Origin of the sequence: Prevotella heparinolytica (genome assembly GCF_002998535.1) — a bacterium.
GTDB lineage: Bacteria > Bacteroidota > Bacteroidia > Bacteroidales > Bacteroidaceae > Bacteroides > Bacteroides heparinolyticus.
In genome coordinates this window covers 384,972-407,038 of sequence record NZ_CP027234.1, presented here as the reverse complement: position 1 = coordinate 407,038, position 22,067 = coordinate 384,972, and the positions used below count along the sequence as shown (strand labels likewise).

The 22,067-nt window shown below is 44.8% G+C and carries 15 protein-coding genes and 1 tRNA gene; 9 read left to right on the top strand and 7 right to left on the bottom strand.

The features are described from left to right. Positions 1-496 precede the first annotated feature (496 nt). A complete protein-coding gene (locus C3V43_RS01575) occupies positions 497-2,632 on the top strand; it encodes a Tex family protein (RefSeq protein ID WP_106068317.1) in 2,136 nt (711 codons plus the stop codon). A gap of 5 nt (positions 2,633-2,637) precedes the next feature. On the opposite strand, the gene C3V43_RS01570 is transcribed toward C3V43_RS01575, so the two are convergent. Continuing rightward, positions 2,638-3,504, bottom strand: a complete 867-nt coding sequence (locus tag C3V43_RS01570) for a CPBP family intramembrane glutamic endopeptidase (protein ID WP_106068316.1) — start codon at positions 3,502-3,504, stop codon at positions 2,638-2,640. A 117-nt stretch (positions 3,505-3,621) separates the two neighbouring features. Between C3V43_RS01570 and C3V43_RS01565 the strand changes: the two genes are divergently transcribed. Beyond that, positions 3,622-4,665 carry a leucine-rich repeat protein gene (locus C3V43_RS01565; RefSeq protein ID WP_106068315.1) on the top strand — a complete coding sequence of 348 codons (1,044 nt, stop codon included), beginning with the start codon at positions 3,622-3,624 and terminating at the stop codon, positions 4,663-4,665. A 6-nt stretch (positions 4,666-4,671) separates the two neighbouring features. On the opposite strand, the gene C3V43_RS01560 is transcribed toward C3V43_RS01565, so the two are convergent. Next, positions 4,672-6,288, bottom strand: coding sequence for an ABC-F family ATP-binding cassette domain-containing protein (locus tag C3V43_RS01560; protein WP_106068314.1), 1,617 nt, complete (start codon positions 6,286-6,288; stop codon positions 4,672-4,674). Between the two features lie 265 nt (positions 6,289-6,553). On the opposite strand from C3V43_RS01560, the gene C3V43_RS01555 reads away from it, so the two are divergent. Further along, a complete protein-coding gene (locus C3V43_RS01555) occupies positions 6,554-7,147 on the top strand; it encodes a nucleotide exchange factor GrpE (protein ID WP_106068313.1) in 594 nt (197 codons plus the stop codon). Positions 7,148-7,158: 11 nt separating this feature from the next. Beyond that, on the top strand, positions 7,159-8,334 hold the full coding sequence (gene dnaJ, locus C3V43_RS01550) for a molecular chaperone DnaJ (RefSeq protein ID WP_106068312.1): 1,176 nt from the start codon (positions 7,159-7,161) through the stop codon (positions 8,332-8,334). A 203-nt stretch (positions 8,335-8,537) separates the two neighbouring features. On the opposite strand, the gene C3V43_RS01545 is transcribed toward dnaJ, so the two are convergent. From C3V43_RS01545 to C3V43_RS01535, 3 genes are all read right to left on the bottom strand, one after another. Then, positions 8,538-9,632: a Wzz/FepE/Etk N-terminal domain-containing protein gene (locus tag C3V43_RS01545; protein WP_106068311.1), complete on the bottom strand. Its 1,095-nt coding sequence runs from the start codon at positions 9,630-9,632 to the stop codon at positions 8,538-8,540. 15 nt (positions 9,633-9,647) lie between these two features. Next, complete coding sequence (locus C3V43_RS01540) at positions 9,648-12,077, bottom strand: SLBB domain-containing protein (protein WP_106068310.1); 2,430 nt, start codon at positions 12,075-12,077, stop codon at positions 9,648-9,650. A 123-nt stretch (positions 12,078-12,200) separates the two neighbouring features. Continuing rightward, entirely contained in the window at positions 12,201-13,535 is a 1,335-nt protein-coding gene (locus C3V43_RS01535; protein WP_317046009.1) for a polysaccharide biosynthesis protein, read from the bottom strand. A gap of 634 nt (positions 13,536-14,169) precedes the next feature. On the opposite strand from C3V43_RS01535, the gene C3V43_RS01530 reads away from it, so the two are divergent. The 5 genes from C3V43_RS01530 (at position 14,170) to C3V43_RS01510 (ending at position 19,033) form a co-directional block, all read left to right on the top strand. Continuing rightward, positions 14,170-14,242: transfer RNA gene (locus C3V43_RS01530), tRNA-Thr, on the top strand. A gap of 150 nt (positions 14,243-14,392) precedes the next feature. Then, on the top strand, positions 14,393-15,424 hold the full coding sequence (gene mltG, locus C3V43_RS01525; protein WP_106068308.1) for an endolytic transglycosylase MltG: 1,032 nt from the start codon (positions 14,393-14,395) through the stop codon (positions 15,422-15,424). A 77-nt stretch (positions 15,425-15,501) separates the two neighbouring features. Beyond that, on the top strand, positions 15,502-17,094 hold the full coding sequence (locus C3V43_RS01520; protein WP_106068307.1) for a thiamine pyrophosphate-dependent enzyme: 1,593 nt from the start codon (positions 15,502-15,504) through the stop codon (positions 17,092-17,094). Between the two features lie 4 nt (positions 17,095-17,098). Continuing rightward, a complete protein-coding gene (locus C3V43_RS01515; RefSeq protein WP_106068306.1) occupies positions 17,099-17,680 on the top strand; it encodes an indolepyruvate oxidoreductase subunit beta in 582 nt (193 codons plus the stop codon). 45 nt (positions 17,681-17,725) lie between these two features. Further along, the gene (locus tag C3V43_RS01510; protein ID WP_106068305.1) at positions 17,726-19,033 is read left to right on the top strand and encodes a phenylacetate--CoA ligase family protein; all 1,308 of its coding nucleotides are present in this window, start codon (positions 17,726-17,728) and stop codon (positions 19,031-19,033) included. A 263-nt stretch (positions 19,034-19,296) separates the two neighbouring features. Here C3V43_RS01510 and C3V43_RS01505 read toward each other — a convergent pair whose 3' ends face one another. Then, the gene (locus C3V43_RS01505) at positions 19,297-20,610 is read right to left on the bottom strand and encodes a sensor histidine kinase (RefSeq protein ID WP_106068304.1); all 1,314 of its coding nucleotides are present in this window, start codon (positions 20,608-20,610) and stop codon (positions 19,297-19,299) included. 46 nt (positions 20,611-20,656) lie between these two features. Beyond that, complete coding sequence (locus tag C3V43_RS01500) at positions 20,657-22,012, bottom strand: sigma-54-dependent transcriptional regulator (protein ID WP_106068303.1); 1,356 nt, start codon at positions 22,010-22,012, stop codon at positions 20,657-20,659. Positions 22,013-22,067 lie beyond the last annotated feature (55 nt).

Here is a 22,067-nt window from a genome sequence, read left to right as displayed (position 1 = left end):
CCGAATGAAACCTTACTTCCCATGATGAAAACTAACGCATGTATTGAAATCGCCCTGACTCCATAGAAACAACTGATTCTCATTTCGGATTGCAGTTAATCTGAATTCGGGATAGACGGTTGCTTTCGCTAAAGATGAGGGGCTGCATCCTGTCGGGCAGATATTTCTTGCATGCACCGGTTTACAGCGATTAGGCAGAAGAGAAGAGCGCCTTTCGCGCCAACTGCCTTCCCCCTGTTTGACAACTGCAAGCCTTTGTCTTGACAGACGCAAGTGTCTGACAGACAAGAGGTAAACAATTGATAATCAATAAGGTTTAATTTTAAGAAACAAGCCGTTGGGTGAGGTTATCGACCTGTTTCTTATCCCGAACCTAGGTAGTTAAATAATACGACAAGATACTTTGTCGAAAAGGCTATTTGTAGGAGGCAACATATCGGATAAACCGATTGTTTTTCCTATTTTTGCCCTCTGTTAGAATAAAAAAGATACAGAAATGTCACAAAATTATCATCGCATGATAGCCGCCGCACTCGGCATATCAGAAAGACAAACAGAGCGAACTTTGGAGTTGCTGAATGACGGGGCAACGATTCCGTTCATCAGCCGCTACCGCAAAGAGGTGACGGGAGGTTTGGACGAAGTACAGATTGAGGCCATCCGGACACAATATGAAAAGCTGAACGAAACAGCCAAACGCAAGGAAACCATCCTCAACACCATTCAGGAACAAGGGAAACTGACTCCGGAACTCAGAGCACGCATTGAAGAGACTTGGGACAACACCGCTCTGGAAGATATCTACCTTCCCTATAAGCCCAAACGGAAGACACGTGCCGAAGCTGGCCGCCAAAGAGGACTGGAACCGCTCGCCACTTTACTGATGCTGCAACGCGAACCTCATCCTGAAAAACAGGCCGCCCGGTATGTAAAGGAAGATGTCAAGGATGTGGACGACGCATTGAAAGGGGCAAGAGATATTATAGCCGAGCATGTGAGTGAAGACGAACAGGCAAGAAACAACGTGCGCAACTCTTTCGCCCGTCATGGCATACTGACCGCCAAGGTGGTGAAAGGCAAAGAAGAGGAAGCAGCCAAATATCGGGATTACTTCGACTGCTCCGAACCCCTGAAACGATGCAGTTCGCACCGCTTGCTCGCCATACGCCGCGCCGAAGCGGAAGGCCTGCTGAAAGTAAGCATCAGTCCGGACGACGAAGAATGCCTGGAACACCTGAAACGCCGGTTCGTACGAAGCAATAATGCCTGCGGACAACAAGTGATGGAAGCCGTACAAGATGCCTACAAACGTCTGCTGAAACCTTCCATTGAAACAGAGTTTGCCACGCAAAGCAAAGAGCGTGCCGACGAAGAAGCTATTGATGTGTTTGCAGCAAACCTCCGACAACTGTTGCTGGCTTCTCCGTTGGGGCAAAAACGCGTGATGGGCATAGACCCCGGATTCCGCACCGGTTGCAAAGTAGTATGTCTGGATGCACAGGGAAACCTGCTTCACAACGAGAACATCTATCCGCACCCGCCCGTAAACAAACCGAAAGAGGCATTTGCCAAAATACAACAGATGCTGGAGTCGTATAAGATAGATGCCGTGGCCATCGGAAACGGAACCGCCAGCCGGGAAACAGAGGATTTCCTGAAAAGACAGACGTTCAATCGGGAAGTAAGGATTTTCATCGTCAGCGAACAGGGGGCATCCATCTACTCGGCTTCCAAGATTGCCCGGGAGGAGTTTCCCGAATACGACGTCACGGTGCGCGGTGCCGTGTCCATAGGAAGACGCTTGATGGACCCGTTGGCCGAACTGGTAAAGATTGACCCTAAGTCCATCGGTGTAGGACAATATCAACACGATGTAGACCAAACCAAACTGAAAAAGTCGCTGGACCAAACCGTGGAGAACTGCGTAAATCTGGTGGGTGTCAACCTGAATACGGCAAGCAGTCACCTGCTGACTTACATATCGGGATTAGGGCCGCAACTGGCGCAAAACATCGTAAACTATCGTGCAGAGCATGGTGTATTCACCTCGCGCAAAGAGTTGATGAAAGTTCCGAGAATGGGTGCCAAAGCTTTCGAACAGTGTGCCGGCTTCATGCGTATTCCGGAAGCAAAGAATCCATTGGATAACACAGCCGTACATCCCGAAAGTTATTGCATCGTAGAGCAGATGGCCAAAGACCTGGGATGCAACGTGGCCGAACTGATAGCCGACAAGGAGTTGCGCATGAAAATCAATCCGGAACGATATATCTCTCCTACCGTCGGCATGCTTACATTGAAAGACATCCTGCAAGAACTGGAAAAACCCGGACGCGACCCGCGCAAGCCGATAGAAATCTTCGAATTCGACAAGCACGTGCATACCATCAACGATTTACGGGAAGGCATGGAGCTGCCCGGCATCGTAAACAATATCACAAACTTCGGCGCATTCGTCGATATAGGCATCAAGGAAAACGGGCTGATACATCTGTCGCAGCTTGCCGAAAGATTCATATCAGACCCCAATGAAGTGGTCTCCATCCATCAGACCCTGCGTGTAAAAGTTCTTAGCATAGATATGGACCGGAAACGGATACAACTGACATTGAAAGGAGTGCAACAGCAATAAGCCCTTCACTTTCGGCTATAATATCTGAAAATAATCGCTGAACCTGCTATCAGCAGGATGGTGCAAAAGAGGGAGCCTTCAAATCCGAAGCTTCCTCCGTTTATAAGGTTCGGCCCGGAAAGGCTGAGCGTAAGAAAGCTGTCTTGAAACCGATTGCCACTGACCTCATAACCCAATACCGGTCCTTGTATCCAATTCCAAAACCAATGCAAAGCAATAGGGAAACAGAGATTGCGCGTATATATATAAGAAGCTCCCAAAAGAATTCCCGCCAACAGGATATTAAGGAACGGAAGAAACTCGAAATTAGGATTGAACAAATGCAACAACGAGAACAGCACGGAAGAGACAAACAGGGCCGTAAACTTATTCACCCCGCCATCCAGCATGCGCCCCAGCACAAAGCCGCGCATCATCAATTCTTCCGTGACACCCACCAGAAGGAAAAACAAAAGGCTTATCAATAAAGAAGGAAAATGAAATGATGCTCCGCTGACTGCCACTGCACCCAAACTAAGCGAAGCCCCGAAACCCACTATATACAATCCGATGGCAAAGAGCATGCCGGCAAGCCAATCTTTCCAACGCCCTCTCAAAGACAAGCCTAATACGGAAAGAGGCATCCTGTTATATCGCAGCACAAGCCATGATGACAGAAACACACTGCCCAGCATCAGTGTTTCTTCTGTAATAAGCAGAAGGGTGCTATTCATTGCTATCTGCGGAATCAGTCTGTTCAGAAAGGATGAAAGCAAGAAGACAACAGAGCCTATAAAAACCAATAATACAAAAAAACAGACGATATCGATTACCACCCTCCGGATACGCTTGTCCTTCGTTACAGGTATTTCAACCTTTTCTTCTATTTCCATAAAGTGCTCATAATTGATTAATATCCGACAAAAATAGTCATAAAAAGAAAAACAGCATCCATTCTTTACCCTTTCTTCTTATATTTGGAAACTCGAATCATCTGAAATCATTAAGAAATGAAACTGAAAGGAATATTGTTCATGATTGCCGGACTGACGCTTATGTCCAATGCTTCGGCACAAAAAGCCGAGAAATACTACGTTGCCAAACCGGGCATACTGGTAGAACTGATGACCGAAGCTGAAGCCAACGAAATCACCCAACTGACCTTGCAAGGCAAACTGAATGCCATTGACTTCCGACACCTGAGAGATGAATTCAAAAACCTCCGGTATTTGGACATATCCAACGCTTCCATCAGTATGTATGCAGGTAAAAACGGCACTTATCCCGACCGTTTTTATATCTATCCCGCCAATTGCATCCCGGCCTATGCCTTCTGCAAAAAAATCAACGACAGCACTTTCGTCGGCAAGGAGTCTCTGACAAGAATCATCCTCTCGGACAAAATCAAAAACATTGAAGATGCAGCTTTCAAAGGCTGCAACAACCTCAAGATATGCCAAATAAAAAGGAAAACAGCACCCAACCTGCTGCCCGAAGCGTTGGCCGACAGTGTGACCGCCGTATTTGTTCCATTGGGATGCAACGACGCCTACCGGACTAAAAAGAAATGGGAGACATTTGCCTTCATCGAAGGCGAACCGACAACGGCATATGTGCAAATAGGCCAGATGGGAAGCCTTGCAGGCGAACTGGTAAGCTCCGGCATACAACCCAAAGACGTGAACTTCCTGACTATCGAAGGCAAGCTGGATGAGGCCGACTTTATCCTGATACGCAACTATATGCCCAATCTGGTTTCCATCGACCTCACCCGAAGCAATGCCACCGTCATTCCCGACTATACATTCACCCAAAAGAAGTACCTCTTGAGCATCTTGCTTCCTCATGCACTGAAAAGTATCGGGCAGCGTGCATTCAGTGGTTGCGGGCGTCTATGCGGAACAATCGAGTTGCCCCCCACCGTGACCGCCATTGAATATGGTGCCTTTATGGGGTGCAACAACCTACGCTATGTATTGGCCACAGGAAACAAAATATCCACACTGGGCGATAACCTCTTCGGAGAAGGAAAAAGTAAATTGATTTACAAATGACTTTTCTTACTCTCCATACATCCGCCGTCTCAACTCCTTGATATGATCCGAAGTGATGTACTCGTCATATTCCATCATTTTATCTATGATGCCATTCGGCGTCAACTCAATGATACGGTTGGCCACGGTTTGAATAAATTCGTGGTCATGAGAAGAGAATAGGATATTGCCTTTATATACTTTCAGGTTGTTATTGAAGGCCTGAATGGATTCCAAGTCAAGGTGATTGGTGGGTGTATCCAAAATAAGACAATTGGCATTGCGAAGCTGCATGCGCGCAATCATACAACGCATTTTCTCACCTCCCGACAATACACTTGCCTTCTTCAGCACCTCTTCACCTGAGAAAAGCATACGGCCGAGGAAGCTCTTCATATAAACCTCATTGCCTTCACCAAATTGGCTCAACCAATCCACCAGATTCAAATCCGTATTGAAGAAAGCGGTATTGTCCAATGGCAAGTAGGCAGTGGTAATCGTAACACCCCAATTGAATGTTCCTGAATCCGGCTTCATATTACCGTTAATAATCTCGAACAAGGCAGTCATGGCACGCGGGTCGCGCGAAAGGAATACGACCTTATCCCCTTTTTCTACATTGAAGTTGACATCGCGAAACAGTATCGTACCGTCTTCCAACGATTTCGTCAGACCTGCAACTTCCAATATTTGATTACCCGGCTCGCGCTCCGGTGTAAAGATAATGCCGGGATATTTACGGGACGAAGGTTTGATTTCCTCCACATTCAGTTTCTCCAGCATCTTCTTGCGGCTGGTAGTTTGCTTACTCTTTGCCACATTCGCGCTGAAACGACGAATAAACTCTTCAAGCTCTTTCTTCTTTTCCTCGGCCTTAGCCTTCTGATTCTGCTGCTGACGAAGAGCCAACTGGCTTGATTCATACCAGAAGCTGTAGTTACCGGCAAACAGATTAATCTTTCCATAATCGATATCCACCGTGTGCGTACATACGGAGTCGAGGAAGTGCCGATCGTGACTCACTACCAAAACTGTATGCTCGAAGTTCGAAAGATATTCTTCCAACCAAGTCACGGTTTCCATATCCAAGTCATTGGTAGGCTCGTCCAGCAACAAGTTGTCCGGATTGCCGTAGAGGGCCTGTGCCAACATGACACGCACTTTTTCCTTATTGTTCAATTCGCCCATCAACAGATAATGCTTATCTTCCTTAATGCCCAATCCGCTCAATAGGGCGGCAGCATCACTTTCGGCATTCCATCCGTCTAATTCGGCAAATTTCTCTTCTAATTCAGAAACCCTCAATCCGTCTTCATCCGTAAACTCTTCTTTGGCATACAGCACCTCGCGTTGCTTCATTATATCCCACAACACGGTGTGCCCCATCATTACGGTATCCATTACCGTAAAAGCATCCCACTTAAAGTGGTCCTGACTTAAAACAGAAAGGCGTTCACCCGGAGCTAACATGATAGAACCTGTCGTCGGGTCCAATTCTCCGGAGATAGCTCTCAAGAAAGTTGACTTTCCGGCACCGTTAGCGCCAATAATACCATAACAGTTACCACTTGTAAATTTCAGGTTTACATCATTAAACAACACTCTTTTACCAAACTGCACCGAAACATTAGAAACTGTAATCATCTTTATATTTACGATTTTATGTGTATTTACAAATTACCATTTAATACCTATTAATCTGCGATTTGCGAGTGCAAAGATAGACATTTTTCAAGAATAAGAGATAGGAATACGCTGTCAATCTGGCATAAAAGTGTTACCTTTGCAACGTTTTTTGAAAAAAACTCTCCTTTGGCAAGGTTTTTGCAAAAGACACATTATTAACACTTGGTTTCATTACAACCATCAGAACTAAGTATTTAATTAGAAAAATAATAAACATAACAATATGGATCCGAAAAAAAAAGAAAACAACTTTGAAGAAGAACTGAAGACTCAAACAGCCCCGGACGAATGTACTGAAGAGGTCGCTGAAAAAGAGGAAACACAAGAAGAGGAAGTTACCCCTTTGACAGAAGAAGAAAGACTGGCACAAGAGTTAAAAAAGGCTAATGAACTGATAGAAGAGCAAAAAGACAAGTTTCTGCGCTTATCTGCCGAGTTTGACAATTATCGTAAACGCACCATGAAGGAAAAAGCGGAGCTTATCCTGAACGGAAGCGAAAAAAGCATCAGTAGCATTCTTCCGGTCGTAGATGATTTTGAACGTGCTCTCAAAAACATGGAGACTGCCACTGACCTAGCGGCTGTGAGAGAAGGGGTAGAACTCATCTACAACAAGTTCATGTCTGTATTGGAAAAGAATGGAGTAAAAGTAATCGAAACGAAAGAACAACCACTCGATACAGACTATCACGAAGCTATTGCCGTTATTCCTGCACCAGAGGAAGTCCTGAAAGGCAAAATTCTGGATTGTGTGCAAACCGGATATATATTGAATGACAAAGTAATTCGTCATGCAAAAGTAGTTGTTGGAGAATAATGTAGAATAGTATGGAAAAGAGAGATTACTACGAAATACTGGAAGTGGGAAAGACCGCTACGGCAGACGAAATAAAAAAAGCTTATCGCAAAAAAGCAATCCAATACCATCCGGACAAAAATCCGGGTGACAAGACGGCCGAAGAAAAGTTCAAAGAAGCAGCAGAGGCTTACGATGTTTTGAGCAATCCGGACAAACGTGCCCGCTATGATCAATTCGGCCATGCCGGGTTAGGTGGTGCTGCCGGTAACGGAGGACCGTTTGGAGGCTTCGGCGAAAGCATGTCCATGGATGATATCTTCTCTATGTTTGGCGATATTTTCGGTGGACATGGAGGTTTTGGTGGAGGCTTCAGCGGTTTTGGAGGTTTTGGAAATGGTGATGCACACCAAAGTCGTTATCGTGGTTCGGATTTGCGTGTCAAAGTAAAACTCAACTTAAAAGAGATTTCCACCGGTGTAGAGAAAAAGTTCAAGTTAAAGAAATATGTTCCATGTGCACATTGTCATGGTACAGGAGCAGAAGGCAATGATGGCACAGAAACTTGCCACACATGTAAAGGTAGCGGTACGGTTATCCGCAACCAAAAAACCATCCTCGGCACCATGCAAACGAGAACGACATGTCCTACATGTAATGGTGAAGGAGTGATTATCAAAAACAAATGTAAAGAATGTGCCGGTGAAGGAATCGTATATGGTGAAGAGGTAGTGACCGTGAAGATTCCCAAAGGCGTGGCCGAAGGCATGCAGCTCTCTATGAGTGGTAAAGGCAATGCCGGAAAACGCAACGGCGTAGCTGGAGACCTTCTGATTCTTGTAGAAGAAGAACAAGACCCCAACCTGATACGTGATGAGAATGATTTGATTTACAACCTGCTCCTTAGCTTCCCCACAGCTGCTTTGGGTGGTACTGTCGAAATCCCCACCATAGACAACAAAGTAAAAGTTAAGATTGAATCGGGCACACAACCCGGCAAGGTACTCCGCCTGCGCGGCAAAGGATTACCAAGTGTCAATGGGTATGGCACGGGCGATTTACTGGTGAACATCAGTGTATATGTGCCTGAAACTCTCAGCAAGGATGAAAAGAAAGCATTGGAAGAAATGGAAACCTCTGATAACTTCAACCCCAACAGTTCGATAAAAGAAAAAATATTCAAGAAATTTAAAAGCTTATTCGACTAAAGACTGTATTATGAGGATGTGTCAAAACTCAATTCTAGTCCAGATGAGCTTTTGATTTGAAAGTTGAACATCCTTAAAGGCAAAAAGAAGAGTCGCATCATTACTCAAAACAGAGCTTGATACGACTCTTTTTAGGTCTTGTAGTTACATTCTGTAACTTTTCGGAGAGGTCATTTTAGTTTTGACACACCCTCATTTTCTAATCAGAATTTTTCTTTCATGCCGGCAATAAAGTCTCGACCAAACAATATCCAACCTATGCAGCCGGCTGCGGTAAGAAATACAACTCCCAGCAACACCATCAGCTTATTGGGTTTTGCAGCTTTTATCGGAATAGTAGCCGGCTCCACCACTGTATAGACCGGTGTAATCTCCTGCACCTTAGCCTCCGCCATTTGCAACTGCTGGGCAACACTGGTATAAACCTGATAAGCAAGATTCATCTCATTTTCCAAACGAACTTGCTCGGCACGATAACTTTGAAGGATAATATTTTTATTGGTATCCGAAAACTTCGCATAGTTTTCCTGAGCTTCTTCGTATTCTTTCTTCTTGCGATTAAACAGCTGTTGCTGAAACTCAAAATCTTTACGGGCTTTCGTTGTGCGATATTCAGTAACATATTCTTGAAGACGACGAAGCACCGTATCAGTCATACAAGCAGCAATACGGGGATCTTGCATCGTGACAGAAAGTGAAGTGACTCCCGTTTTCTTATCAACAGAAACTCCAATACGGTTGCTTAACGACGTGGCTAGCTCAGCTTCATCTGTTGTCAGTTGAAAAGGATTGAGCCGGCTCTCTCCTGCTTTTTCTTTATCTTTAAATAAGGAAACAGTCCAACCTATAAACTTGAAAGGGGCGGTTGTTATCATACTCCACCAAGGAGCACGTTGATGCTCATCCAAGTAACAATAAAGCGTAGTGTCAACTTTTCCATCCAAATTTTTCACCGGAACATCGAAAAGAGCTGTGATAAAAGGAGTTGACCTTACTATATCCGGATATAAATCCGGATAAATGGCATCGGCTGTGGACGTCGCAAAGTTAATACCTGCCATTGCAGCCAGAGAAGAGAGCCCTCCTCCCGCTTTCTTATCAGACATTTCAGGGGCGATAGTAGCGGTAACCGTATATTCCTTTGGAATACTGAAAGCAATTATCAAACCTACAATGACAGCAAATCCACAACATTTCAGTACCCATTTACGTTCTGTCCAGACTTTAAGAGCCAGCTCTATCAAGTCAATCTCCTCTTCCTGAGGCTGGACAGATTTATTAAGTTGTTCTTCATCCATTGTTCCGATTCTTTATTATTTTTTTAAGGTATTAACCACAGTAGCAACCATTGCCGCAATGCTCGCAGTCATGGAACCCATACCTAGAATTTCAGCGGTCTTCAGTCCCTGACGTTCCTTCTTTGTGGGCACTACGATTTCGCATCCCGGCTGTATCAAATCCGTACTATATTTTTTAGCACGGAAAACCGTACCGTTCAGATTAATAATATATACTTTCTTTTTCTTGGCATTCTCACCATAGCCACCGGCCATATTGATATAATACTTCAGCTTTGCTCCTTTCGTCCAAGTAACCGTGTTAGGATACATCACAGAACCACTGATCTTCACGGTATTGATAAACTCCGGAATATAAACCACATCGCCTTCGCGCAGAACGACATCATAATCACTACCCGGATTAGCCAACGCCTTCTCCATATCCATACCTACCGTATAGTTCTCTGAAATCGCCAGTTTTTTTACAGCAATACTGTCTTTACCCTCAGCACTACGAGCCATACGAAGCGCATCCATCTCGCGACGACGCTCCTCATCATTCCGTTTACGAATAAGACGAGCACCCTTGACATAGGCTTCCGGAGTAATGCCACCGGCTCTTCCTACAAGTTCACTTAAGCGTTCGTTTTTCTTCAAGAGCGTATAGCTACCACCGAAAAGAACCTCTCCCACAAGGCTGACTGTACGCTGTTCCTGATAGACAGGACTCCGACGTATCTGGACAACATCGTAAGGCTCAAGATTAAAGTTCTCCGTCCCCACTACCAAACCATTTTTAATATCAAACATAAAGGTCTCGGCCAATTTAGTACTGTAAGAAGTACTTCCGGGAGATTTAATTCTTCTACTGACGCTTACCCGTGTACTGGCCGCCGCTTCTTTCAATCCTCCTGCCCGAATGATCAAATCCTCAATCGTCATATTATCTGCATGAAGAAAAGTGCCCGGATTCAGAACTTCACCATAAATAGAGACTGTCTCTTCTTCTTTCAATTCATGAATACTCGGAATATAAAGGTGGTCATTCTTACGAAGGGGAATATCCGCTTCAGTTCCATTCAGGAGTTTGTTTAAATCGATAGCGATCATCTCATGTGTATAATCTTCACGCTCACGATTCAACAAAACACGATTTAAGAAAGCATCCCCACGAAGGCCTTCCGATTTCTTAATCAACTGCTTCACAGTATTAACCTCCCCATTCAGCTGATAAATTCCCGGACGATAGACAGCACCACTCACTTCTACCTTATTTTCAAAGCGATCGAGCACGGCATCAATGGTGATCATGTCTCCGTCATCCAAACGGAATACAGAATAATCCATTTCATCAACATTAAAGACCTGATGTTCGCGACCACTCTTACGAATGATACGTACAGCTTTTTTATAGGCGTCACCGGTAAACCCTCCGGAATAATCCAACAAATTAGCAACAGTCTCGGTAGACTTCATCTCATAATACATGGGACGTTTTACTTTACCTACCACCTCAACCAAAGAATGATAGGGGCTTACGATAATCACATCACCTTCCTGAAGACGGATATCATCGTTCATCTTTCCTTTCATGATGAGCCCATATACATCAAGGGTTTCTATCGTTTTTCCGTTACGTACCAACCGAATGGCACGCAAACTACCGATATTGTTCACACCACCCGCACGATACAGTGCATGAAAAATCGTGGAAAAAGCAGAAAGAGTATAAGTACCGGGCACAGAGACTTCACCCATCACGTTAATTTGGATAGTACGTACATCACCCAAAGTCAATCGTATTTGGGAATTAGGCTCATTACCTCCTATTCCTGCATATATCTTGGAAAATTCCCGTTGCAAATATTGATTAGCTTCCTTGACTGTCATTCCATTCAGATGAACAGGTCCTAAATCTTTTACCTGAATACTTCCTTCAGGACTGATTACTTGGCGAATGGTATTTTCAGAAGCCCCCCAAACATCAATGATCACCTCATCACCCGGGCCGAGACGATAATTCAGAGGAGTAGCAAGATTGGCACTCGGTTCGAATGACAGATTCCTGCTATTGAATAAATTATGGCCAAAAATCTGACGATTGGATGTCACTTCCGGCAAAGAGCTGCTCTCCCGCTTCTCATCAATAACAACCTTTTGGTCTTTCAATTCGGCAGCCTCATAAGATTCTCCTATGGCAGGGCCACCTTTGCGTATCCTACTTAGCTGATCATTCGTACTTTTCGATATTCCGGTGGTAGATTCATACCGATTTTTTATACGCAAGACTTGTTCCTGAGTAACACCACGGCGTAACAATTCGGTTGTCATCTGTTTTTGAGATTTTCCAGATGCCTGTGCTTGCTTCACATACTCCACAACCTGTTCATCGGACATACGTTGAGCGTAAACAGTGCTACAGAAAAGAAAGAAACAGAAAAACGAGATTAAAAATGAGCGCATGAGTTTTGATATATTAAAAATACAATACATTAATGGACGCAAAGATAAAGAGGTTTTTTAAAACAGCCAAGACGTTTAATGAAAGATTTCCAATAACATGGGAAAAGAAAAAGTGTACAACATTTAGATGTATGATTTTTGAGAAATATCAATCCGGAACGATTGTATAAACAGCTTGTCTCTTTTTGCAAACTTCTGCACATATTTCTTCATTTCAGCCATCAGAACAGAAGCCTCATCCGTATAACTATGCTTTATCAAATCAGCCACACGTTTCCGCACGAGTTCATGTTCAAAAACGAATGGTGTATCTTGCATTGAAACTTCATCATTGATTTTATCTAACAAATATATTTCTCCGGACTCCCCTCTGGCCCCTACTTCTAAAATGCGCTTACAAGCTTCGGACAAAGTCATCAGGTTGCAGTCTCTCTTTGGGTAAACATCGCCAAAACGAATAATCAGCAAACAAGTATCGTTCTTCCTTTCACGCCACAGACTCCGGCTATACGACTGTATATATATTTCTGCCAGCCGCTTGCTATACTCCATGCAGTTTTCCGGATGATGTGCTCCATCCGTAGAAACCATAACCATACGATTTACATTATACTTCACCGACAAGTCAGTTATATTGACCGTACCCAACACGTTTGTTTGAATGGCCTCCGATACATAGTCATCCATCAACTGCATATGCTTATAAGCCGCAGCATGAAAGACCAATTGTGGGCGTATTTCCCTAAAGATGGCTTCCATACGAGTATAATTAGCAACATCGGCCACCAATACACGAACAGCCAGATTCTTCCAACGGTCAGCAAGTTCCAATTGCACATCATACAAAGGGGACTCTGCCTGATCTACCAGAATTAACTGGGAAGGATTCAAAACAGCCAATTGGCGAACAACTTCTCTCCCCACGATTCCGGCAGCTCCCGTTACCATGATTCTACAACCTTCCATACAAACCAGCCCCATCTTCTTATCAATGCGCCTCTGTGTCTTCTTGTGTATCTCTTCATTTTGCTTTTCCTTTATCAACCCCTCATCTACACAATCGCTCAAGGGTGGAACTGTCAGCACATGAATATGATGGGCATGGAATTTATCCAATATTCCGGAACGTTCCAATTCGGAGATTTTATTTGGAGAGACGACAATGATATGCACATTCTTATCTCTCAACCGTTTAAATAAGAATTTATCATTGAGATATACCTGATATCCCATAACACGTTTACCTATCATATCCGCTTCATCCGAGATAAACCCGCATAAGCGATAAGAATCACTACGGTTGATTCTCAAAAACTCTGCGACTCCCACTCCCGTCCCTTGAATTCCATAAATAAAGACATTTTCACACCGATGTGCATCGAAAATGACAGATTCATAAAGTATCTTTACTACAATACGCATACATACCATAAGGAAAGATGTGAAAATATATGCCATGAAAAGAAAACTATTTGGCAGAATCTGCCGACCTCCCATGACAACCCAACAAAGGTTGCACAAAATCAGAAAGCCATAGCCCAATGTAAGGCTCAAGACCACACGACGAATATCAATAAAAGAAGAGAATCGAATAACCCCTATATAAGTGTGGAAAAGTTGAAAAGAACAAACATTGCATAATATAGCAAACAGTATCAACCATATGCACAAAGGATCCTTATTCATAAATGATAAGCCATATTGCAAAACACATGCAAAAAGCATAGCAACGATCACAACACCTACATCCACCAGCAGCACTGTCCATTTAGAAGCAATACGAGAAAAGAAACATTTGCAGAATCTTTTTAATTCCATAATCAGTCAAGGTTAAAGTTTAAGTTTAAGTCTACAGTATCTCCCCTTTCATGTCTTTGCCAAGAAAAAGGAATAAATACATTTTTCGTTTTTGTATCAAAGTTTGATTACAAAGATGAGATTTTTTATTATATTTTCCAATTTTTATCAAAGAAAAATACTCTATAATTACACAAAAATATAGTCCCTCTAATATCTTTCTAAAAAAAGAGGCAAATCTTTTTGTTTATTCAAATAAAAACGTACCTTTGCGACCCGTAAGCGATAACCTATTGCCGCTATAGCTCAGTTGGTAGAGCAACGCATTCGTAACGCGTAGGTCGCCAGTTCAAGTCTGGCTAGCGGCTCTTCTGTAAGATTGATATTCGGCAAGCCGAGTATCAATCTTTTTTTTCTCCCCCTCAGCCCTTCCACCGGACATAATAAAATATCAGACACAAAGCCATTAAGTATATTCCTATTTTACTAACTTTGCCCCAATCAAAGTCGCAAGGAACATGAAAAAAAGAAAAATACTCATCAGTGTGTCCATAGCACTGCTCCTCTGCTGTATCAGTTGTGCAGGAATCATCTATTACTACTTGTTTTCCCCACAGTTCCACCCTAAAAAGACAACTTACATCTATGTAGATCGAGACGATACCATAGACTCTATATATAATAAGGTAAAAGAACAAGGAAAGCCCAAAAAACTCACGGGCTTCCATTGGATGATCCAATACCGCAAATATACTCAAAACATACACACCGGGCGTTATGCCATACGCCCCAAAGAAAGTGTATATAAAGTATTCAGCCGCCTTTACCGAAATCATCAGGAACCTATGAACCTCACCATAGGGAGTGTACGTACAATGGACAGACTGGCACGTAGCATAGGGAAACAACTCATGATTGATTCCGCCGAAATTGCAAAAGCCATTAATTCACCCGTCCTCCAACAAAAATTAGGATACAATAAAGAAACTATTCCCTGTCTGTTTATTCCTGATACTTATCAGGTATATTGGGATATAAGCGTAGAAAATTTCATTGAACGAATGCAAAAAGAACACCAAAAGTTCTGGAATCAAGAACGACTGGAAAAAGCCACCCAAATGGGAATGACACCTATAGAAGTTTGCACCCTCGCCTCCATTATAGAAGAAGAGACCAACAATAATCTGGAAAAACCGATGGTGGCCGGACTATACATCAACCGCTTGCACCTTGACATGCCTCTGCAAGCCGACCCTACCATTAAATTTGCCTTACAAGACTTTGGCTTGCGAAGGATAGCCAATATTCATCTTAACATCGACTCTCCGTACAATACCTACCGCAATACCGGTCTGCCGCCCGGACCGATACGCATACCGACACCTATCGGATTGGATGCCGTGTTGAATTATGCAAAGCATGACTATATCTACATGTGTGCCAAAGAAGATTTCTCAGGCACTCACAACTTTGCATCCAACTATGCCGACCACATGAAAAATGCAAGGAAATATTGGAATGCATTAAACGAAAGAAAGATTTTCAACTAATCTGATAATAAAATAAAAGCAAAATCCTATATTTGCGCCTATCATTTAATTTATGACTAACACTTAACCGATCAAATATGAGCAAGCAACTCTTACTTGGCGACGAAGCCATTGCACAAGCAGCATTGGATGCCGGACTTTCGGGTGTATATGCCTACCCCGGTACTCCCTCTACAGAAATCACCGAATATATTCAAACAGCTCCGATCACTGCTGAAAAGAACATCCACAACCGTTGGTGTTCCAATGAGAAAACAGCCATGGAAGCAGCTTTGGGAATGTCATTTGCCGGTAAACGTTCATTGGTCTGCATGAAACATGTGGGTATGAATGTAGCTGCCGACTGTTTCATCAACTCCGCCATCACCGGAGTGAAAGGCGGTATGATTGTCATTGCAGCCGATGACCCCAGTATGCACTCTTCGCAAAACGAACAAGACAGCCGCTTCTATGGCGACTTTTCACTTATACCGATGTATGAGCCAAGCAACCAGCAGGAAGCCTATGATATGGTCTACAACGGATTCCGTTTCTCGGAGCAAACCGGTGAGCCTCTGCTGATGCGCATCGTTACCCGTTTGGCACACTCACGTTCCGGAGTAGAGCGCAAAGAGCAACAACCTCAAAACGAACTGTCATTCAGTGAAGATCCGAGCCAATTCATTCTGTTGCCCGGAATCGCGCGCAAACGTTACAAAGCTTTACTGCAACGCCAGGATGAATTCATCAAAGCCTCTGAAAGTTCCGTATATAATCAATACACAGATGGCCCCAACAAGAAATTAGGTATCGTGGCATGCGGCATCGGCTACAACTATCTGATGGAAAACTATCCCGATGGCTGCGAATATCCGGTACTGAAAATCGGTCAATATCCGCTTCCCAAGAAACAATTGACGCAGTTGATAGAAGTATGCGATGAGATTCTGGTATTGGAAGACGGACAGCCGTTCGTTGAAAAGCAACTGAAAGGCTATTTAGGTATCGGAGTAAAAGTGAAAGGGCGTTTGGACGGCACGCTATCGCAAGACGGTGAATTAAACCCGGACAACGTTGCTCAAGCCTTGGGTAAACAGAATAAGTCCGAGTTCGGCATACCGTCACTGGTCGAGATGAGACCACCGGCTCTGTGCGAAGGATGCGGTCACCGAGACATGTACACGGTACTCACGCAAGTCTTGCGAGAAGAATATCCCAACCATAAAATCTTCAGCGACATCGGTTGCTATACTTTGGGGGCCGGCGCTCCGTTCAACGCCATCGACTCCTGTGTAGACATGGGTGCTTCCATAACGATGGCCAAAGGTGCTTCAGATGCAGGCCTGCACCCGGCAGTGGCGGTTATCGGTGACTCCACTTTCACGCACTCAGGCATGACGGGACTGCTGGACTGCGTCAACGAGAACGCCAACGTGACCATCGTTATTTCCGACAATGAAACCACTGCCATGACCGGAGGACAAGACTCTGCCGGTACAGGACGTTTGGAAGCCATCTGTACAGGTCTCGGAGTAGCTCCGGAACACATACGCATTGTGATCCCCTTGAAGAAAAACTACGAAGAGATGAAACAAGTCATCCGGGAAGAAATCGAATACCGCGGAGTATCCGTCATTATTCCCCGCAGAGAATGTATCCAAACATTAGCACGTAAAAAACGAAACAAGTAATACCATGAAAAAAGACATCATACTATCCGGCGTGGGAGGACAAGGCATTCTATCCATCGCCACCGTAATAGGCGAAGCCGTCCTTAAAGAAGGGTTATATATGAAGCAGGCAGAAGTTCACGGGATGAGCCAAAGAGGCGGCGATGTGCAATCCAATCTGCGCATCAGCGACCGTCCCATAGCCTCCGATTTAATACCCACAGGCAAATGCGACCTTATCATTTCATTGGAGCCGATGGAGGCTTTACGCTACCTCCCTTATCTTAGTCCCGACGGTTGGTTGGTCACTAACGAAGTGCCTTTTATCAATATCCCCAACTATCCGGATGAAAAAGCGATAAAGGCGGAACTTGACAAACTGCCGCACAAAATTGTACTGAATGTAAATGAAGTGGCAAAAGAACTCGGTTCCACACGAGTAGCCAATATTGTTCTGCTGGGTGCAACCATTCCTTTCCTCGGCATTGATTACGGGAAAGTGCAAGACAGCATTCGCGGAATCTTCCTGCGCAAAGGAGAAGCCATTGTCGAAATGAACCTCAAAGCATTGGCAGCCGGCAAAGAGATTGCAGAGAAATTGATATAAACCATTTATGAACCACATACTCCGACTATTCTAATAAAAAAGACCATGAATAACAAATACTGGGAAGAGGAGATTGAAACGATGTCCCGTGAAAAACTACGGGAGTTACAACTTCAACGACTTAAAAAGACTATCACCATAGCTGCCAACTCTCCTTTTTATAAAACCGTTTTTCAACAACACAACATCACTGCCGACAGCTTTCAGTCCGTAGAAGATATACGCAAAATCCCCTTTACCACTAAGGCCGATATGCGTGCCCATTATCCTTTCGGACTGGTAGCCGGCAATATGCACGAAGACGGTGTGCGCATTCACTCTTCCAGCGGTACGACAGGAACTCCTACCGTCATTGTACATTCGCAACACGACTTGGACTCTTGGGCAAACTTGGTGGCTCGTTGCCTCTACATGGTGGGACTCCGAAAAACCGATGTTTTCCAGAACAGTTCCGGTTATGGAATGTTCACCGGAGGATTAGGTTTTCAATATGGTGCCGAACGTCTGGGCGCATTGACCGTACCGGCAGCAGCCGGCAACAGCAAACGTCAGATCAAATTCATCACCGATTTCAAGACTACGGCCCTTCACGCCATCCCCAGCTATGCGATACGTTTGGCCGAAGTCTTTCAGGAAGAGGGGATAGACCCTGCCGCCACAAGTTTAAAAACTCTTCTGATCGGTGCCGAACCTCATACCGACGAACAACGGAAGAAGATAGAGCACATGCTCGGCGTTAAGGCCTACAATAGCTTTGGCATGACAGAAATGAATGGTCCGGGAGTAGCTTTCGAGTGTACCGAACAAAATGGAATGCACTTTTGGGAAGATTGCTATCTTGTTGAAATCATCAATCCCGAAACGGGAGAACCTGTGCCGGAAGGTGAAATCGGCGAGTTGGTGCTGACAACGCTGGATCGTGAAATGATGCCGCTTATACGTTATCGCACGCGCGACCTTACACGTATTCTGCCCGGTCGGTGTCCTTGCGGGCGTACCCATCTCCGCATCGATCGCATCAAAGGCCGCAGCGATGACATGTTCATCATCAAAGGGGTCAATATTTTCCCCATGCAGGTGGAAAAAGTGTTGGTGCAGTTCCCCGAATTAGGCAGTAATTACCTCATCACACTCGAAACGGTGAATAACCAGGACGAGATGATTGTGGAGGTGGAGATCAGCGATCTTTCTACCGACAATTACATTGAATTGGAAAAAGTCCGTAAAGAGATTACCCGCCAATTGAAAGATGAAGTCTTAGTCACTCCCAAACTACGGCTTGTCAAGAAAGGGTCTCTGCCTCAAAGCGAAGGAAAAGCTGTCAGAGTAAGAGACTTGCGAGACAACAGATAAACATAAAAGCCTCCGCAACTATAACAAGATTACGAAACACCAAGATAATTCCCCTTGTTCCAAGCTCCGCATACAATCTATGCAAGAAAGGGATGAGGGGACAATCGCATGTACACAACCTCAAATTCATATACTGAGAATGAGCGATTTACACTTATACAAGTGTAAGCCCTCACTTGTACAACTGTAAGGCTTCGCTTGTACAAGTATAGGGTTACGCTTGTACAACCGTAGCCTCACACTTGTACAAGCGTAAAAACACATCACGGAAATGATATACGGAAGCGGGTCAATCCGTCGCTGTAAGTATGCAGAGAAAAAGTACATCCATGTCGGCTCAAAACCTCCCGGATAAACACTAACCCGATTCCCTGCCCGTGCGGTTTAGTAGAGAAGAAGGGACTGAAGAGTTTTGCCTCCACTTCCTTGCTTATGCCGGGTCCATTGTCAATGACCTCAACGGAAACGGGAGTTGCGGTCCTCACGATTATTTCTCCCGGTTTCTGCATATTATCAGAATTGCTTTCTATACTTTCGACAGCATTCTTGATAATGTTCACCAAGACCTGTTCAAAAAGAGATACGTCAAGGCGAACCATGCCAACCTCCGGATTACACTCCAACCGCAAAGAGATATTGCGGTCATTGCACATACCCTCCATAAAGCGCTTGCACATAGATACCAGCTCATTCAGCCGGACAGGAGACAATGTAGGTTCGGGAATCTTTACCACGTCGGCAAAGCGAGTGATGAAACGGCTCATGGAGAAGCAACGGTCGGTGCAGACACGCATCACGTCGCAAATATCTTCCATCCCGCTCTCTTCGGAAAGCGCCTGCTCCACTGTATCGAGCGTAGAGGTGATGCCGGCAGTGGTATTGTTCACTTCGTGCGCAATCATTCGAATTACTTTCTCATACGCACGTTTCTCGGCACGCATCACCTCCTCCGTCATGCGCTCTATCAAGAAAAACGGGTGCTTGAACCCTCTGTCAACAAATGAAGAATGGGTACACTTGTAAATATTGGCATCATTGAGACGCACCACCGAAGTCATCTCTTTAGGGATTGCAGCCAACTCTGCCGCCAAAGGAGAATCTATTTGCCCCAACTGTTTGTTCATGGCTTCCTCTGGCCGCACTCCCAGCATTTTCACCGCCATCGGGCTCAATTGCGACACATCACCGTCGAGTGTGGTAATAATTACTCCCATCGGCGAGGCCTGAATCAACAAATCCAGAAAGTGATTCTGCTCACGCAGCCGCAAACGCTCATTTTTGAGCTGTTCCATCATACGGTTAAAGATATTCACAATGCGGTCTGCCTCATATTGCCCCACCCGGCTAAGCCGACTGCTGAAGTCTTGTTCGCGCAACAACTCCATGCCACTTCCGATTGTGTTCATCGGTTTCACTATTTTATTATAGAACACTATCAGATAGACCAGAATAAAAACAATGAGTCCCTCCAGCAAATAAAGATGCAAGGATTGTTTTCCGTCCAGTATATAAGCCAGCACTCCGCTCAGAGCCAATAAAAAAAGGACAAGGATGAAAAAGAAAAATTTAATACGCACGGTTCGTGATGATTATAAGTACAAATGACGCATGGCGTTTCATCCGTCATTCATAATTTATATTATATTTTTCCAGCCTCCGATATAGTGCAGCACGACTGATGCCCAACGCTACAGCTACTTGGCTGAGATTACCCTTATGCTGTTCCAACGCCTGCAAAATCGTCTGCCGCTCTATCTCGTCCAGTGTCATACCTGCAAACGCTGTTCTTTCAGAGGCTTTTGCCGGCTCGTCACGCCTCTGGCATTGGGAATCAAAGTCGGAGGCATCAAGCATAGTTTTTCCACAAATCAGGATGGTGCGCTCCACCAGATTCTTCAGTTCGCGTATATTGCCCGGATAAGGCAGGTGTGACAGGAAGTTCAAGGCATCCGCCGAAAAATCGGTATGCGACAAGCCGTTGATTTCCGCCTGACGATCGGCAAAGTGACGTGCCAACAAAGGTATGTCTTCGCGCCGTTCCCTTAAGGAAGGAAGTTTTACGGTAATCAGGTTTATACGATAGAAGAGGTCTTCGCGGAACGTGCGTTCGGAAACCATCTTGGACAAATCGGCATTAGTGGCCGAAACCACACGCACGTCAGCCCTACGCGGACGACTGTCGCCCAACACTTCGAACGTCTGGTCCTGCAACACACGCAGCAGCTTTACCTGACAGGATAAATCAAGATCGCCTATCTCATCCAGAAAGATGGTACCTTTATTGGCCAGTTCAAAACGCCCTATACGGTCGGTACTCGCATCGGTAAACGCCCCTTTCTTATGCCCGAACATTTCGCTTTCGAACAAGCTCTGAGAGATACCGCCAAGATTGACTTTGACAAAAGGTTGCTTCGCACGCCGACTGTTGATATGTATGGCTTCGGCAATCAACTCTTTTCCTGTCCCGCTTTCGCCCGTAATCAGCACGGAAGCATTGGTAGGGGCAATGCGTGCCACGGTATCCAGCACCTCCATCAGCCCTTTTGACTTACCGATGATATGGCTGCGGTTCAGCGACATTCCCTGCGCCCCACACCCTCCTTCGGATGGAGAAGAAAGTGCAAGAGCCGTCTCGATGCGTTGCAAAAGGGCTGCATTATTCCAAGGCTTGGTGATGAAGTCGAATGCCCCCGCCTGCATTCCCTGCACAGCCAGCTGAATGCTTCCCCACGCCGTCATCAGCATAACAGGCACATCAGGATGGAACACTTTTACCTGTTTCAACAGTGTAAGCCCCTCTTCACCCGTGGTGGAAAGAGTGAAATTCATATCCATCAAAATCAATGCAGGGGTCTCGCTCCTCACTATTTCCATAGCCTCACGAGGATTCGGAGCTGTTGTCACCTCATAACCGGCACGCTTCAGCATAAAACTGAGAGAAGAGCGCACGGCACTGTCGTCATCTATTATCAATATCATAAAGTCTACGGTTTGTTCCCTACAAAATTATGCTTTTTTTATGATTATCACCATA